Source organism: Paenibacillus albiflavus (genome assembly GCF_004344915.1).
GTDB classification, from domain to species: domain Bacteria; phylum Bacillota; class Bacilli; order Paenibacillales; family NBRC-103111; genus Paenibacillus_AM; species Paenibacillus_AM albiflavus.
In genome coordinates this window covers 32,360-48,998 of the sequence record NZ_SKFG01000010.1, presented here as the reverse complement: position 1 = coordinate 48,998, position 16,639 = coordinate 32,360, and the positions used below count along the sequence as shown (strand labels likewise).

Sequence of the window (16,639 nt, the reverse complement as noted above, 5' to 3'; positions counted from 1 at the left end):
GTTAATTTATAAGGTGGAGAGAGCCCGTGGCATACGAACAATTTGCCTATGCTTATGATCGGCTGATGTCCGAAATGCCTTATTCAGATTGGGTCAAGTGGACTGAAGACCGTTATCGCGATTATGGTCTAGCTCCTAAAACAGCAATTGATTTGGGCTGTGGCACAGGTGCAATAACGATTCCTTTGGCTAAGTCTGGTATGAAAGTGTATGGGTTAGACCTATCTGACGATATGCTAGCCATTGCACACGACAAGTCAGAAGGAGTAAAGCTGCCAGCAGGGGCTAGTCTCATGTGGATGCAAGGTGATCTGCGCAATTGGGAGCTGCCGGAGTCAGTCGATCTAGTTGTTTCATTCTGTGATTGCATGAATTACCTTCTGGAAGAAGCAGATATTGAAGCAGCATTTGAACAAGTCTATCACGGACTTGCAAGGAATGGATTATTTCTGTTTGATGTTCATGCGCCAGCAGTATTTCGAAGCTATGCGGAAGAACAGCCTTTTGTCTTGGATGAAGAGGATGTTTCTTATATATGGACTAGTGAGCTGGATGAGGAACGGATGGAGATTGAGCATAACCTCTCGATTTTTGTGCAGCAAACAAATGGCGCATATCACAAAATTGAAGAACAACATGTTCAGCGAGCTTATGAGATTGCCTGGCTGCATGATCTACTTGTACAAGTAGGGTTCTCAGAAATCAGGATAATGGCTGATTTTACGAACGAGTCGCCGAATGATGAATCGATGCGAATCTTTTTTGCAGCACGTAAAATGTAGGCTTGACAGGTTGCATGAGGATTACATATAATCATAAGAAATTGTATTATAATGGGCTGTGATGAGGAATAGTAGCAGGTAATCGTATTTATTAGAGAGTTGGCGGTTGGTGCAAGCCAATAGACGATCCATGTGAACTCGCCTTGGAGCTTGAGGGTGAATGCTGTAACAGCATAGCCTGATCGTTTATCCCGCGTTAAGGGAGTCAAAGTGAACACTGGCAAAGCATGCCTTGTGTTAACTAGGGTGGTACCACGGGAATCTAACCTCTCGTCCCTAGCGATAAGCTAGCGGGCGGGAGGTTTTTTGGTTTTTAATTGCGAATGAAATGACTGCTTGTAGGAGGAATAAAAACATGAACAGAGAACAGCATGGCTATAATCCGATTGAATCGGAACCCAAATGGCAAAAACATTGGGATGACAATAAGACATTTAAAGTATTGGATGACGACAGCAAACCAAAATTTTATGCGCTAGATATGTTTCCATATCCATCTGGAGCAGGACTTCACGTAGGTCATCCAGAGGGTTATACAGCAAATGATATCATTTCACGATACAAGCGTATGCGTGGATATAACGTACTTCATCCAATGGGTTGGGATGCGTTTGGTTTGCCTGCAGAGCAGTACGCGATTCAAACTGGTGGGCATCCGCGCGATATTACGGTTAAGAATGTGAATACATTCCGTCGCCAAGTGAAATCGCTTGGTTTCTCCTATGACTGGGATCGTGAGATTTCAACGACTGATCCTGAATATTACAAATGGACACAATGGATTTTTATCCAGTTGTATAATAAAGGACTTGCGTTTGTAGATGAAGTGCCTGTGAACTGGTGTCCAGCATTAGGTACTGTACTTGCGAATGAGGAAGTTATCGATGGTCTTAGTGAACGCGGTGGGCACCCAGTTATTCGTAAACCTATGCGTCAATGGGTACTCAAAATTACGGCGTATGCTGAGCGTTTGCTTGAGGACCTTGAAGAGTTGGATTGGCCTGAAAGCATTAAGGATATGCAGCGCAATTGGATCGGTAAATCCAAGGGTGCAGAAGTCAGATTTGCAATTGATGGATTTGCTGGAGATGAGCTAGTTGTATTCACAACAAGGCCAGATACCTTATTCGGTGCTACCTACTGTGTACTTGCTCCTGAGCACGAGCTTGTTGCTAAGATCACAACAACGGAGCAAGCAGAAGCAGTTAAGCAGTATCAAGAGAAAGCTTCTCATAAGAGCGATCTTGAGCGTACTGACCTTGCTAAGGAGAAAACAGGGGTATTCACTGGCGCATATGCCGTTAACCCTGTGAATGGTGCAAAGATGCCGATCTGGATTGCAGATTATGTGCTTGCAGGTTATGGTACAGGTGCAATTATGGCTGTCCCAGGTCATGATGAGCGAGACTGGGAATTTGCAAAGCAATTTGGTATCGAGATCATCGAAGTTGTTCAAGGCGGAGACGTTACGAAGGAAGCTTACGCTGGAGATGGCGAGCATGTGAACTCGGGTCTGCTTAACGGTCTTCATAATGAAGAAGCGATCGCGAAGATGATTCAGTGGTTAGAACAAGAAGGTATAGGTATGGGTAAAGTTACCTACCGCTTACGTGATTGGTTATTCTCTCGTCAACGCTATTGGGGTGAGCCTATTCCTATTCTTCATCTAGAAGATGGCACCATGAAGCCAGTGCCTGTGGATCAACTGCCGCTGATTTTACCAGAAGTTGATTCCATTACGCCATCAGGAACAGGTGAATCACCGCTTGCGAACGTATCTGAGTGGGTGAATACCATTGATCCTGAGACAGGAATGAAAGCACGCCGTGAGACAAACACAATGCCTCAGTGGGCAGGAAGCTGCTGGTACTACCTGCGCTATATCGATCCACATAACGATGAAGCATTATGCTCACCTGAGCTGCAGAAGAAATGGTTGCCAGTTGACCTTTACATTGGTGGGGTAGAGCATGCAGTGCTTCACTTGCTATATGCACGTTTCTGGCACAAAGTGCTTTATGATCTAGGGGTTGTTGCAACCAAAGAACCGTTCCACAGGCTAGTTAATCAAGGGATGATCCTTGGTGAGAACATGGAGAAAATGAGTAAATCCCGCGGCAACGTTGTTAACCCAGACGATATTGTGAATGAATATGGTGGAGATACGCTTCGTCTATATGAAATGTTCATGGGTCCTCTTGAAGCAACGAAGCCTTGGAATACCAATGGTGTAGAAGGAGCTTATCGCTTCTTGGCTCGTATCTGGCGTCTATTTGTGGATGAGTCCACAGGCAAGCTTAATGCCAAGATTGTGAATGATGAGCATGCAGGCGGAGAGGCGTTCAAGCGTGTATGGCACCGTACGATCAAAAAAATAACCGAAGACATTGAAACTCTACGGTTTAACACAGCGATTTCTCAAATGATGATTTTTGTTAATGAAGCCTATAAGACTGAGCAGCTACCAATCCAGGCGATGAGACATTTTGTTCAGATGCTATCTCCAATTGTTCCTCATATTGCTGAAGAGCTATGGGAGAAACTTGGCGGTACAGAGTCGATTACTTATGAAGCTTGGCCTACGTATGAAGAAGCGTACACCGTTGACAACGAAGTAGAGATCGTCGTTCAAGTTAATGGTAAAATCATTGAACGTGTCATGATCGCTGCGGATACGAATGAAGAAGCTATGCAAGAGCTTGCTCATAACTTGGATAAAGTGAAAGAAGCAACTGCTGGCAAAACAGTTCGTAAAGTGATTGTTGTCAAAGGCAAGCTCGTTAACATCGTAGCAAATTAATTTAAAATAAGGATTTCACCTTAGCTAATTCTTCCTCGTATTTAGCGTGAGTGGTATGAACGAGCTCGATGAACATTCCGTCCAGCTCGTTCTCCATCATGCTTAATCCTTCAGCTGTAATACCTCCAGGTACAGACACTTTTTGCTGTAGTGTGGTCGGATCCATTCCGCCAGAAGTAAGCAGCATACCCGTTCCATATAGCATTTCAGATGCAAGTTCAGTCGCTAGCTCTCTTGAAATACCTGTTTTCAGAATGGCAGCATCAATAAATTTTTGCAGGAAAAAAGCCATAAACGCTGGCCCACAGCTCGATATATCTGAACATATTCTCGTATATGCCTCATCTACTCTTAACGGCTTGGAAATATAAGCAAGCAAGTCTTCAATTACTCGCACATCCTCTTCCAGCATTCGTTCACTATACATACACAAGGTCGCACCACTTCGTACATAGTTCGTTATACTTGGGATTACTTTTGCAATTTTACATGGCAGCCATTCTTCCAGATGTTCAATCAATACGGCTGATGTAATGGAGACGATAATTTGGGAATCGAGTGAGATTGTCCGAATCTCGTCGATTACATTTTTATATTCCTTCGGTTTTACACATAGAAAGATAAGATCACATTTAAGCATAACCTCAATGTTGGATTTTGCCACTTCGAGGCCTGTATGTTTATCAGCTAGCTGTTTAGCTTTATCAATCGTACGGTTGCTTATGACCATATCTGTAGGTAATAGCGCACCCGAATGAATGAACGCATCGATCAAGATGCTGCCCATACTACCCGTTCCGATGAATCCTATTTTCATCATGATCGCCTCCTGCTTCAGGAACATTCATTAATGTATATGAAAGAGAGGATGCCATCATGCTTTATAAAAATGGAATAATTAGGAGGAATGTCTTTGTTACGAATAAACAACAGGCTGGTTCTCTATCTGATCATGACAGGAGTGATTTTGGGACTTGTTGTCCTATTGATGGTCATTTTTAGCCGAACAACACCAATTGGGGGGAATATTACGCTTCTTAACGAATCGATGGAACAATTGCTCAGTGAGCAGTCTAATGTTAAAAATGGAGGGGGAAACTCGAAACAGGCGGCTTCAACCTCCACATCGAGCGCTACGCCTGATCCAGCGGCAAGCGCGTCATCCAATTCATCAGTTAATGAGACTGCTGCATCTGAGGCCAGTCCAGGTGAGACGGCTGGAGCGAATTCAGGTGGCAACTCCTTACCTGGCGCGGCGCCAGCTCCTGCAGAAAATGTAGGCTCAAAGTCAAGCAGCACCACTAACATGGACTCGGACAAAGTAGATTTGAACACGGCGTCAGCAGAACAGTTAGTTACACTCCCGGGTATAGGTCCGAGCAAAGCAAAGGAAATTATTAAGTACCGCGAGAAGAAGTCAGGATTCAGTTCTATCGAAGATTTAATGAATGTGAAAGGGATTGGACCCAAAATTTTCGAGAAGCTGCGTTCAAGTGTCTATGTATCCTCATCCTCCAAATAACCTTATGCTTTCAACCTACAGCTAAATATGAGAGAATAAATAAGGCTCAGAACAATAATCAGTGCTAGACAAAATAGCGAATGGAGCGGAGAGGACGGATCGTTCTGGAGAAGCGTTAGCGTTCGCCTTTGTCAGCGAATTTCTACCCTCTAATGGCTTATCAGATCAAGAAATTTGGTGACAACAGCGATCGTAAGAATGATCCGTCCTCGCAGCGGCACTACCAGATGTTAAAAACTAATCTTAGTGTTGAGCCATTAATTAAGATACGAGATAGGATAGGTGATAAGTTATGACAGCTCGCAAGAATTGGGACACATATTTCATGGATATTGCCTATATGGCAGCCACACGTTCACAATGCAATAGAAGGCGTGTAGGGGCTGTTCTCGTCAAAGGGAAGAAACTGCTTGGTACCGCTTATAATGGAGCGCCGATGGGGGTGCCAGATTGTACGGAAGCAGGATGTATGCTCGTAGAGGAATATGAGGTACATATCACAGAGGATGGCACAGAACAGATGAATCGCAAGCAGCGCTGCATTCGCACGATCCATGCCGAGCAGAATCTGCTGCTATTCACAGACAGAGATGATCGAGAAGGTTCTGTTGTTTATGTAACTGATCAGCCTTGTTGGACATGTGCGAACATGCTTGCCAACTCAGGCGTCATCGAGATCGTGTATCATCGCGGTTATCCGAAAGATAGCGACAAGGTAACGAATCTGATGAGCATGCGCGGGATAAAGTTCAGACAAATTACTGCCTATGAACCACCAGTAGGCACTGTTATGGATGTTACGAATTAATCATTACGATGAATATAGTATGTGAGGAAGCACCTCGTTTACGACCTTGCCAGTGATTGGCGGCTCGTAAGCGAGGTGTTTTTTGTTTGTCGCTTGGGAGTAAGAATAGGGGAGGAGTAATAGGTATGAATCTGGTATGGATTGCTGCTGCTTGGGTATTGGGATATGGCATTCAGATTTATTTGCAGCTAAGCTGGTTCAATTACATTACTTCAGCTATAGCAGCCTTATGTATAGTTCTTGTATATATTCTTCGAATACCGAAACGATCGATAATAGGTCTTGTTCTAGTAGTTATTGTTGCAATGGGTTACTATCAGGCAAATGATAAGGCGAATACATCCGATATGGAGCAGTTAGCTATAATTAACGGCTGGATCGATCAAGAGGTTGTTGTGCAAGGGATGATTGCCTCACCCGTTGCGGTTGATGGGGATCGCGTTTCCTTTGTTCTCCAGGTAGAGCATCTATTACCTGCTGCTGGCGAAGGCATGCAGACATTAAGTGAGAAGATGCAAATCTCACTGAAATTGCAGAAGCAATCTGAGCAGGACGTTGCCCGCGGCTGGCAACGCGGGGATAGCTTAACGCTGAAGGCGACTTTGGAGCGCCCTTCAGCGGCACGCAACTTCGGCGGTTTCGATTACCGCCGATACTTGCACGAGCAGCGTATTCACTTGCTGCTCTCAGCCAAAGGAATCGACACCGCGAAGCAGGAGTCGATTCCTTGGCAGCTGCGCCCCGTCCAGCTGCTGCGCTGGACGGATGAGCTTCGCGATGCGCTATCATCGCGCATCGATCGGGTCTTTCCTGCGGATTACGCCCCATTCATGAAAGGCATTCTCATCGGCATGAGAGATGAGATGGACCCTGAGCTCTTCGATCAGTTCTCCGCGCTCGGGCTTACACACATTATCGCCATCAGTGGTCTTCATGTGACGGTTTTTATCGGCGCTTTGATGTGGATCATGAAGCGCCTAAGACTGACTCGCGAGACCTATTTGCTCGTCTCCATGTGCTTGTTGCCCTTGTACGTTCTGCTGACAGGTGCCTCTCCATCCGTTATCCGTGCTGGAGCAATGGCTATGATTGCATTATGGGCAACTCGCCAAAGATGGGGCAAAGATACGTTGTATATCCTTTGTCTGGTTGCTATAGGCTTACTTGTATGGGAGCCTTACTATATTCACAATATATCGTTCCAACTCTCTTTTATCGTAACGGCTGGCTTGATTTGGGGTGTTCCTCGCGTTAACGAATTGCTGCCAACGATGAAACCCTGGATAACAAGTTCAATATCCGTCAATCTTGTCTCTACGTTAGTTTCCTTTCCATTATCCATTTACTATTTTAACCAATTTTCATTATTGTCGCCTATTGCGAATATGCTGCTTATCCCCGTTTTCTCGATGATTGTATATCCAGTTGGTCTATTAGCCCTGCTAGTTGACTTTATTTGGGTAACAGCAGGTCAATGGATTGGAGAAGTGGTTGGCTGGGTAAATGCGGGCTGCTTCTTTGTGATGGATTTTATGCAAGTTTGGAAGGGGCAATTAATATGGCCTTCACCGAATCTGATGTGGATAGGCATTTACTTTGGACTGCTCATGCTGATTTATATTTTTGCTCAGGCAATCCGAACCTACAGTAGAGGTTTAGATCCTGGAGTTGCTGTACTGACGGTTGGCAGGGCTAATCATTATGTCTTATTAGCCAAATGTGGCGCTGCACTAGCTCTGCTCTGTTTTGCCATGTTGCTGTATGTGGGATATACACCTGACAGATGGAGCAGTTATGGTTCTGTGCAATTTATTGATGTTGGGCAGGGGGATGCGATTCTAATACGTACGCCTTCAGGTAAGCACATCATGGTCGATGGAGGAGGAACTGTGCGATTTACGAAGGAAGGAGATGGGTGGCGAGCACGCAATGATCCGTATGAGGTTGGTCGTAAGCTTGTCGTCCCTCTGCTCAAGAAGCGTGGTGTTCATCAAATCGATCTGCTCATTCTGACTCATCAGGATGAAGATCATAGTGGAGGGCTCAAAGCGATCATTAATCAGATCCCTGTACGCAGCTTTTTGTTCAATGGGACTTTAAAGCAGAATGCGAGCAACACAGCTTTATTTGGCAATGTACTTAACAAGCAAATCCCTATGCTTGCTGCTAGTAAAGGTCAACAATATGTAATAGATGATAAAACAAAGATTCATATTCTATTACCCGACATGCCAACAACAGGCATACGAATGGAGAAAAACCAGAATAATAGCTCCGTCGTTTTCTTGCTAGAGATGGACGGAATGCATTTTCTTTTTACAGGGGATATGGAAGCACCTTCAGAAAAAGAATTGCTTGCGGATGTCGCTTTGCCCAAGGTAGCAATCGATGTTCTTAAAGTTGCCCATCATGGGTCTAAAACTTCTACTTCACCTGAATGGCTCAAATGGTGGCAACCTCAGGTAGGAGTTATTTCGGTTGGGGTTAATAATATATATAAACATCCATCTGCGACAACTTTAGAGAAGCTTGAGGCAGCGAATACGCAAATTTTGCGCACTGATTTATATGGAGAAATACAGAGCATCGTTAAACATGGTACAATAGAGTGGAAAGCCAAACTAATTAGTAATAATTAGCAAAAAAGGGCGAACTGCTCATATTTTTTTGTGGTTTATCGTTTTTTTTGCTATCCTACAAAAGGAAAGATACATAAATTAATTTAACTTAGCAACCTTTTAGAAGGAAAGTCCGTCTATAAGGATAACGGGAGAGGGGGAGAGTCCCTAGTGGTTGCGGCGGAATTAGTAAGAGCGGCACAATCAGGAGATCGTGAGGCTCTTATAACCCTGTTGCGAGATATCGAAACTCATGTCTACCGTACTGCTTATTATGTGCTGAATAATGAGCAGGATGCACTCGATGCTACACAGGAAGCACTTATACGTATTTATACCAAGATCGGCTCATATGAGGAGAAAGCGCTTTTTAAAACCTGGGTACAGCGTATTGTGACCAACATTTGTATCGACAAGTTTCGTAAAAATAAACCGACTATTTCCATCGAAGAAAGTGATCCCTACTTAACTTACAACCAGGATGTGGAAGAAGAGGTTATGACGATGTACTTAGCAAAAGACGTTCGAGAAGCTATAGATAAGCTCCCAGAGCATCATCGTACTGTGATTGTACTCCGATATTTGCAGGATTTTTCCTATAACGAAATTGCTGAAAGCCTAGGCCTGCCGCTTAATACGGTCAAATCGTATTTATTCAGGGCAAGGCAGCAACTTCAAAGTCTTCTGCAAGAATATCAGAAAGGAGGTGTTCGGTAATGAATTGTAAGCTAATGATAGAGCTGATGCAGAGGTACGTTGACCATGATTTAACAGAGGAAGAAGAGCTTCAGTTGGTGACTCATGTTCGTACATGCGGACAATGTGCTTCAACGTTTAAGAAGCTTAAGCTCCTATCTGCTGAACTGGAACAGCTGCCAGAAGTAAAGCCTAGATACAGTGTCGTTGATACGATATTGCCTAAGTTAGCGGAGATCGATCGTCAGCAGCAGAGTGAACGTGAAGAAAGTGCTGCTATCGTTCATACAGATTCTGCTGATCAGCCTTACAATAATACGCGAACACGTCGTTTCTTTACGAATATATCGTGGAAAGTTACTGGTTCAGTTGCGATTGCAGCATGCGCTGTCATGTTCTTCATTATGAATGGCAGCACACCGTCGTTCAATCCAGAAACAGTTAATAGTCTTTCAGCTCCTGTAAGCGATGCTGCAGAGCCACCTGTTACAGATACGACTAGTAACCAAGCTTCTAGCCCAATGTCAACAAGAGGTCAAGAATCAGCGACTGATTCACCTTCAGCGGTTGAAGACAAGCTAGATAAGCCATCGACCAGGACTAACCCAGATGATGGACTAGTGCCGGCTCCAAGCCCCAAAGAACCTGAGGTATCTGCTCTTACGCATCAAAGTAAGAACACGCAGACAGACAAGAGATCAGCTGTCAATGAAACGCCAAAGGAACAAGGTTCTCATGGCGGAATAGAACCATCCGATGCTTCAAATGGGGGGAGCGAGCAATCGATCGACTCTTTGGAGTCAGGTACTTACGAAGGCTTGAGTGAGGACTCCGGAACTAAAGGTCTTATTGGTCATCAGATGACCTTTAAGGTGACTGGTGAGAATTATTTGGCCAACCGCGATCTAAGAACAGCGAATGCAGAGTATGTCGCTGAAGTGAAGGACGGCAAATTAACGATTTCGACAGCAGCGAAGAATGAGCTTGTATTTACCTCGCTTCGCCAGTGGTCTGATACCGAAGAGATTAGCTCGATTGTATGGGTTGAGAACAATCGCTTATATTATGAAGTGATCGACAATCAGAAAGTACATGGATATGTGATTGATGTTGTACTCAAAACAGAACAATTAATTAAATAAGCACCAAATAGAGTGTTCTGCATATGTTGTAACAAAGACACGGTTAAGATAACCGTGTGAAGCATTACTATCGCTATGTATAAGGTTTCTAGAGCCTTATACAAGTGTTTAAATAGATGCTTCTTTGAACAACATCGGTATCCAGTTTGCGGAGCTCCAAACGCATGAGGGGTCTACGGCTTACCTATTGATTAGGTTTTGACGTAGTCCCCTTTGCGTTGGTAAGATAGAGCTGATAAGGAGTGAAAAAATCCTATGGATTACCGCAAGGCAGCTAAAGATGTGGGAGCAGGTCATCTACTTCCGCTATATGTTTGTTATGGACAAGAGAAATATTTGATGCAGCAATTCATTGATTACGTAGCTGATCAATTAATTGAACCTGAGTATAAAGAGTTTGCGATCAGTAAATTTGATCTCAAAGAAACGAGCATAGAAGCTGTGATCGAAGATGCAGAGACACCTCCATTCATGGTGCCGCATAAGCTGATTTTTGCTCATAATGCCTTGTTTCTGACAGGGGCCAAAGACACAGGCAAAGCTGACCATGATTTAGATAAGCTGGTGGAGTATTTAAAAGCTCCTGCTGAATATTCGGTCATTATTTTCACAGTTGATGCTGAGAAGCTGGATGAGCGCAAGACCATCGTCAAGAAGATTAAAGCGCTGGATGCCCTGGTGCCTTTTCCACTGCTTGGGCCAGAGGAATTGCATACTTGGGTTGTTAAAGCAGCGACTAAAGCAGGCTTCACATTCGAAGCAGGTGCAGTTGAACAGTTGATTATGAACATTGGTGCTAATCTCCAGCAATTATCTACTGAAATTGAGAAGCTGTCCTTATATTTGCAGAATAGCGGTACGGCGACGATTGAATTAATCGATAAGCTTGTAGCGCGTAGCAGTGAACAAAGTGTTTTTATGCTTGTAGAAGAAGTAGCCAAGCTTCGGATTGAACGAGCATTTTTGTTGCTTGAAGAGCTGCTTAAGCACAAAGAAGAGCCGATTAAAATAATGATGCTGATCGCAAGACAGTTCCGTATTATGCTGCAGGTGAAGGAATTAACGAAACAAGGCTATTCACAAAGTCAGATTGCCTCACAGATCGGACTACATCCTTATGCAGTCAAGATCGCAGAAGGACAAGCTCGTTCTTTTGAAGCAGGCTATTTGACTACGATAATCGCGATGCTTGCTGATCTTGACTATCAAATGAAAAGTGGGCAAATCGATAAGGTGCTAGGATTGGAGTTATTCTTAATGAAGCTTGCCGAAGGTCAGCAACGTTAAGACATCGAAGCATGTTAAGAGCTAATTTCTATTGGTGTGAATTAACAGGTTGTATTCTTATGTTAGATGTCATATAATAAATTTCAACAATTACACATCGACATTATGCTAATGAAGAGCATCCAACTCGGAAGTATCTACGACCAGAACTTACTTAAGTTCCCTAAGTAGAACGGGATCTACCCGTTACAGTAGAACCAAAGTGGGCTAAGCATTCTATTGCTTCAGCCAAATTGGGTGGCACCGCGAGACTAATAAGCGCTCCTCGTCCCAACAGACGAAGGGCGCTTTTTGTGTTTTTATGGTTTCATATTCGAAAGGGGTAGATAGAAGATGTTGGATGTAAATTATATTCGTGAGCATATTGAAGAGTTGCGGAAAGTAGCTCAGCTTAAAGGAATTCAGGTTAATCTAGATCGGTGGATCGAATTGGATCAAGCACGTAGGAGCCTACGGATACAGGTAGAGAGCCTTCGCAAAGCGCGTAATGACTATTCGGCACAAATAGCGGGATATGTTCAACAGGCGAAGCAAGAGCTCGCGAATGAGACGAAGGAAGCGGTAAGGACGGTTAATGCAGAACTTGGGGATCTAGAAGTGAAGTTGCGCGCAATGGATGAAGAATTTGACCAGATCATGCAATTGATTCCGAATCGAATTTCGGCAGATACGCCTATGGGGCAATCGGATGCTGATAATGTAGAAATAAGAAAACATGGAGACATTCCCGTTTTTGATTATGAACCGCTTGATCATATTGCGCTTGGTGAGAAGCATCAGTTATTCGATCTAGCCCGGGGAGTCAAAGTAGCCGGTATGCGGAATTATTTCTTGAAGGGCTGGGGATTACACCTGCATCGTGCGGTACAGCAGCTTGCCATTGACCTATTGGTGCCTCGTGGTTATCAAATGCTGGACGTACCCGTCATAGTACGCGAAGATGCATTAGTGAATACAGGTTTCTTCCCACTCGGAAAGGATCAGGCGTTCGAAATTCAAGATGAAGGCAAGTATTTGGTTGGAACATCAGAGGCTCCGCTAGTTGCTTATTACTCGGATGAAATTATCGATGTAGAGGAGCCTATCAGATTAGCCGGTGTATCAAATTGTTTCCGCAGTGAGATTGGATCGGCTGGACGAGATGTACGGGGATTATATCGTGTGCATCAATTTGCTAAGGTCGAACAGGTCGTTCTGTGCAAAAATGATGAAGTTGTATCGGATCGCATCTTGCAGGAAATGACGCAGAATGCAGAGGATATTCTCCAGCTGCTTGAGCTTCCTTATCGGGTTGTAGCTGTATGTACGGGGGACTTAAGTCAGAAGAATTATAAGCAGTATGATATCGAAACGTGGATGCCTAGCAGAGGGGCGTATGGCGAGACGCATTCGGCGTCGAATGTCCTTGATTTCCAAGCTAGACGCTCGAACATTCGTTATCGCGATGAAGAGGGTAAGCTTCAATATTGCTGCACGCTCAATAATACAGCTGTAGCTACTCCGCGCATATTAATTCCATTATTAGAAAACCATCAGCGTGAGGATGGCTCGATCAATATTCCGAAGGCACTTCGCCCTTATCTATATGGGATATCGGAAATTAGGATATAAGGATATGACCCGATTCAATAGTATATAATACGAAAAAAGTCTGGACCAATTGGTCCAGACTTTGCTAATTTGTAATCTAAAATTACGCTTGTAGTGCGTTAAGCTTTTTAGCTAGACGCGATTTCTTGCGGTTAGCGGCATTTTTATGGATTAAACCTTTGGAAGCTGCTTTATCCAGTTTCTTAGAAGCAAGAATAAGAGCTTCTTTGGCGGAATCTACGTTATTCGTAGCTACAGTTGTTTCAAAAGCTTTAACTGCTGTACGTAGTGCAGACTTCTGGGATGCATTGCGCAGACGGCGCTTATCGCTAACCTTCACGCGTTTAATAGCGGATTTAATGTTTGGCAAGACGTTCACCTCCTACTTCGATACACATCGATCAACGTTACGAATGTTGACAACTTTGAACATTTTATCACGGCACGCTATAAAAATCAAGCATGTACCTATTAGAAATAACGAGGAATTGAATGGAGTTTGTGCATAAGCGGTTAGCTTTTATCCCACAATAATCAAGAATGTTACGGTAAAAGAGGGAATGATATGGACTTAAGCATGTATGCGGTAAGAACAGACCTAGCCTTAGAAGCAAGGGATTCGGTTAGTGAAGAACGAGGTAGCGCAATTCCGGGGGTTCATTCAGACGTGTCTGAGGATGAAGGAATCAAGGTAACCAAAATTGATATTCTAACTCCCGAAGGTGCTGCTGCATTAGGTAAAATGCCTGGCAAATATATCACGCTTGAAGTTCCAGAGTTAAGAGGCAAGGATTCAGACTTGCAGGATCGAGTCGCGACCAAATTTGCCCAGGAGTTTGAGCGTTTCTTAACGGAGTTGGGCATTTCCAAAATGGCAAAGGTGCTTGTGGTCGGGCTTGGCAACTGGAATGTAACACCTGATGCGCTAGGCCCGCTAGTTGTGGAGAACTTACTTGTGACAAGACATTTTTTTGAATTGATGCCTGATCAAGTTAGCCCCGGTTATCGTCCTGTAAGTGGTGTAGCACCAGGAGTGCTCGGGATTACAGGTATTGAGAGCAGTGAAATTGTACAAGGGATTGTAGAGAAGTCGAAGCCTGATCTCCTCATCGCTATTGATGCGCTTGCTTCTAGGGCACTTGAACGAGTGAACACGACGATTCAAATCGCTGACATTGGAATCCATCCAGGGTCAGGAATCGGCAATAAGCGCAAAGGTTTAACGAAAGAAATTTTAGGAATACCTGTTATTGCAATCGGTGTACCAACTGTCGTCTATGCGTCCACAATCGTGAACAACAGCATTGACATGATGAAGAGTCATTTTGGCAAAAGTACGAACAACCAGGGGAAAATTCTTGGGATGCTCGATACGTTGCAGGAGAATGAGCGTTTATCTCTGGTCAAAGAGGTCCTTGAACCGCTTGGACATGATTTGCTCGTTACGCCGAAGGAAGTCGATGAGTTTATTGAGGATATCGCGAACATCATTGCCAGTGGATTGAACGCTGCCTTGCATGAAGCGATTGATGTCAATAATGTTGCAGCCTATACACATTGATCTCAAGACGAGCACTTGCTCAGCGTTTAGGAAAGCGCGGGCAAGTGCTTTTTACTATTAAAATCAGTTCTATTAAATTGAATATTCTCATAGATTAATAATAAATAGATTGGTAGACGGTTATAGGAGGGTATTCATATGAAAAGAACAGCGGTAACCCTAAATTTAAATAGTATGCGCAAAACATTAGAGAGTGCAGGTTCCTTCGGGAAACTCATGCTCATTGGCTCTATTAGTACATTGCTTGTGATCGTCATAGTCAGCTTAAGCAGTATGCTGCAAAGTAAATCGGACACCCCATCGGTTAATTCATTCAAAGGACTTGCAGCAGCGGTATCTAATCAATTCTTCGTCGATATGTTAGGGATGGAAGTGCCTGGATTGAAGCAAGACTCGATGGATTTTACTTTTTCTGCTAAAAACATCTTGTATTTTATGGTGCGATTTTTGACTGATTTGAATCCCGAGAATCCTCAGTCTGCGCTTACACATGAAATTCCAGGGCTAAGTACGGGTCAGACCACTGTATTACGTCCCGGTAAAGTAGATAATCCGAGTGATCCTTTGCATATAACACCGCCAGCGAGTGTATTTGAAGGTGCGGGTGTGGCTGCTGAAGGTATTCAGCGGGATGCGGATGAAAAAGCTAAGCCGATTCCTGCGCCAATCGACAAACCTTCCGAAGGTAATAAATCCGCTCTAAGCCAAAAGATTGCTTTTATCTATCAATCACATAGTACCGAATCCTTCTTGCCAGAGCTCAAGGACAAAGGAATTACAGATCCGAATCTAGCATATAGTTCTAAGGTTAATATTATGCAAGTTGGTCAGCGGTTAGCTGAAAGCTTGCAGAACAAGGGTGTTGAATCGCTTCATTCCACTGCAAACTATCCTAGCATTATTCAAAATTTCAATAATAGTTATTCTTATAAATATTCGATGCGTACCTTACAGGAAGTGACAGCAATTAATAGCGATTTGCAATATTATTTTGATATCCACCGTGATTCTTCATCACGTAAGAAGACTACTATCACGATCAACGGGAAGGATTATGCGCAGCTCTATTTTATCATCGGTACGGCTAATCCAAATTGGAAGAAAAATGAAGCATTCGCTAATCAGATTCATGAGATATTGGAAAAGGGCACCCCAGGCTTGTCCAAAGGGATTTATGCCAAGACTGAAAAAGAAGGCAATGGTGTCTACAATCAGACGATTTCACCTCATGCGATTCTGATCGAAGTAGGTGGACCTTACAATACGCTTGAAGAATGCTATCGTACCGTTGATTTGCTTAGCTCCGCCATTTCAGAAGTGATTCTCAAAGCGCAGAAGGTGAATGGATAAGTTGGCTGCTGCACGCGCACGCTGCCATGCAATAAATTTAGGAGTGTGGATGTAATGAGTCGGATGGGTAAATTTTATCTTAAAATTGGACTCGCCATCATATTTACCGTGTTCTGTATACTATTCGGTCTAAGTCTTGCTTCCAGTGGCGTCCAGCAGGTATATGGTCCGATGAACAAAGAACAGATCGTGAAGGATGCAGCAGCTAAGAAGAAGCAACAAGAGGACGAACTCGCCGCACAGAAGCGAAAAGAATCGACCGAGATGAAGGCGAAGGAAGAGAAGCTTTCCTATGAACAAATCCAGAAGATGCGGAATCAGACTGAACAGACATCCTTGTTCGGAAGCATCGGGAATAGTATCGGAAATATGCTCAAAAAGGTCGCACAGCTCATCGTCTCACTTTTTTCAGGACTATTTGATATATTTGTATGAAGCTTGTTTAAAGGTAAACATTGAAGCCTTTTCCACCAACTGTTATAA

14 protein-coding genes and 1 other annotated feature are annotated in these 16,639 nt (G+C 43.7%); of the genes, 12 read left to right on the top strand and 2 right to left on the bottom strand.

Going from position 1 to position 16,639, the window contains the following annotated elements:
- Positions 1 to 26: 26 nt before the first annotated feature.
- Entirely contained in the window at positions 27 to 782 is a 756-nt protein-coding gene (locus tag E0485_RS11260) for a class I SAM-dependent DNA methyltransferase (RefSeq protein WP_132418145.1), read from the top strand.
- 49 nt (positions 783 to 831) lie between these two features.
- Positions 832 to 1,063, top strand: a binding site (T-box leader).
- A gap of 74 nt (positions 1,064 to 1,137) precedes the next feature.
- A complete protein-coding gene (gene leuS, locus E0485_RS11255; RefSeq protein ID WP_132418144.1) occupies positions 1,138 to 3,582 on the top strand; it encodes a leucine--tRNA ligase in 2,445 nt (814 codons plus the stop codon).
- Position 3,583: 1 nt separating this feature from the next.
- On the opposite strand, the gene comER is transcribed toward leuS, so the two are convergent.
- A complete protein-coding gene (comER, locus tag E0485_RS11250) occupies positions 3,584 to 4,399 on the bottom strand; it encodes a late competence protein ComER (protein ID WP_132418357.1) in 816 nt (271 codons plus the stop codon).
- A 96-nt stretch (positions 4,400 to 4,495) separates the two neighbouring features.
- On the opposite strand from comER, the gene E0485_RS11245 reads away from it, so the two are divergent.
- From E0485_RS11245 to serS, 7 genes are all read left to right on the top strand, one after another.
- Positions 4,496 to 5,104, top strand: a complete 609-nt coding sequence (locus E0485_RS11245; protein WP_165921152.1) for a ComEA family DNA-binding protein — start codon at positions 4,496 to 4,498, stop codon at positions 5,102 to 5,104.
- 292 nt (positions 5,105 to 5,396) lie between these two features.
- Positions 5,397 to 5,912 (top strand): deoxycytidylate deaminase, encoded by a 516-nt coding sequence (locus tag E0485_RS11240; RefSeq protein WP_132418142.1) that lies wholly within the window; start codon positions 5,397 to 5,399, stop codon positions 5,910 to 5,912.
- Positions 5,913 to 6,037: 125 nt separating this feature from the next.
- A complete protein-coding gene (locus E0485_RS11235) occupies positions 6,038 to 8,551 on the top strand; it encodes a DNA internalization-related competence protein ComEC/Rec2 (RefSeq protein ID WP_132418141.1) in 2,514 nt (837 codons plus the stop codon).
- A 150-nt stretch (positions 8,552 to 8,701) separates the two neighbouring features.
- Positions 8,702 to 9,247 carry an RNA polymerase sigma factor gene (locus E0485_RS11230; protein WP_132418140.1) on the top strand — a complete coding sequence of 182 codons (546 nt, stop codon included), beginning with the start codon at positions 8,702 to 8,704 and terminating at the stop codon, positions 9,245 to 9,247.
- Entirely contained in the window at positions 9,247 to 10,368 is a 1,122-nt protein-coding gene (locus E0485_RS11225) for an anti-sigma factor family protein (RefSeq protein ID WP_132418139.1), read from the top strand. The genes E0485_RS11230 and E0485_RS11225 overlap by 1 nt, the downstream gene beginning before the upstream one ends.
- A 255-nt stretch (positions 10,369 to 10,623) precedes the next feature.
- A complete protein-coding gene (holA, locus tag E0485_RS11220; RefSeq protein ID WP_132418138.1) occupies positions 10,624 to 11,655 on the top strand; it encodes a DNA polymerase III subunit delta in 1,032 nt (343 codons plus the stop codon).
- Between the two features lie 333 nt (positions 11,656 to 11,988).
- On the top strand, positions 11,989 to 13,266 hold the full coding sequence (serS, locus tag E0485_RS11215; RefSeq protein WP_132418137.1) for a serine--tRNA ligase: 1,278 nt from the start codon (positions 11,989 to 11,991) through the stop codon (positions 13,264 to 13,266).
- Positions 13,267 to 13,348: 82 nt separating this feature from the next.
- Here serS and rpsT read toward each other — a convergent pair whose 3' ends face one another.
- The gene (gene rpsT / locus E0485_RS11210) at positions 13,349 to 13,615 is read right to left on the bottom strand and encodes a 30S ribosomal protein S20 (protein ID WP_132418136.1); all 267 of its coding nucleotides are present in this window, start codon (positions 13,613 to 13,615) and stop codon (positions 13,349 to 13,351) included.
- A gap of 195 nt (positions 13,616 to 13,810) precedes the next feature.
- On the opposite strand from rpsT, the gene gpr reads away from it, so the two are divergent.
- The 3 genes from gpr (at position 13,811) to E0485_RS11195 (ending at position 16,591) form a co-directional block, all read left to right on the top strand.
- Positions 13,811 to 14,806: a GPR endopeptidase gene (gpr, locus tag E0485_RS11205; protein ID WP_132418135.1), complete on the top strand. Its 996-nt coding sequence runs from the start codon at positions 13,811 to 13,813 to the stop codon at positions 14,804 to 14,806.
- Positions 14,807 to 14,944: 138 nt separating this feature from the next.
- Entirely contained in the window at positions 14,945 to 16,156 is a 1,212-nt protein-coding gene (spoIIP, locus tag E0485_RS11200; RefSeq protein ID WP_132418134.1) for a stage II sporulation protein P, read from the top strand.
- A 54-nt stretch (positions 16,157 to 16,210) separates the two neighbouring features.
- Positions 16,211 to 16,591: a hypothetical protein gene (locus tag E0485_RS11195; RefSeq protein ID WP_132418133.1), complete on the top strand. Its 381-nt coding sequence runs from the start codon at positions 16,211 to 16,213 to the stop codon at positions 16,589 to 16,591.
- The last annotated feature ends 48 nt before the right edge of the window (positions 16,592 to 16,639 follow it).

Bases quoted from the DNA above. Each gene is read 5' to 3' on its own strand.
- E0485_RS11240 (WP_132418142.1), top strand. From the start codon at position 5,397: ATGACAGCTCGCAAGAATTGGGACACATATTTCATGGATATTGCCTAT.
- leuS (WP_132418144.1), top strand. From the start codon at position 1,138: ATGAACAGAGAACAGCATGGCTATAATCCGATTGAATCGGAACCCAAA.
- comER (WP_132418357.1), bottom strand. From the start codon at position 4,399: ATGAAAATAGGATTCATCGGAACGGGTAGTATGGGCAGCATCTTGATC.
- holA (WP_132418138.1), top strand. From the start codon at position 10,624: ATGGATTACCGCAAGGCAGCTAAAGATGTGGGAGCAGGTCATCTACTT.
- spoIIP (WP_132418134.1), top strand. From the start codon at position 14,945: ATGAAAAGAACAGCGGTAACCCTAAATTTAAATAGTATGCGCAAAACA.
- E0485_RS11195 (WP_132418133.1), top strand. From the start codon at position 16,211: ATGAGTCGGATGGGTAAATTTTATCTTAAAATTGGACTCGCCATCATA.
- E0485_RS11225 (WP_132418139.1), top strand. From the start codon at position 9,247: ATGAATTGTAAGCTAATGATAGAGCTGATGCAGAGGTACGTTGACCAT.
- gpr (WP_132418135.1), top strand. From the start codon at position 13,811: ATGGACTTAAGCATGTATGCGGTAAGAACAGACCTAGCCTTAGAAGCA.
- serS (WP_132418137.1), top strand. From the start codon at position 11,989: ATGTTGGATGTAAATTATATTCGTGAGCATATTGAAGAGTTGCGGAAA.
- E0485_RS11235 (WP_132418141.1), top strand. From the start codon at position 6,038: ATGAATCTGGTATGGATTGCTGCTGCTTGGGTATTGGGATATGGCATT.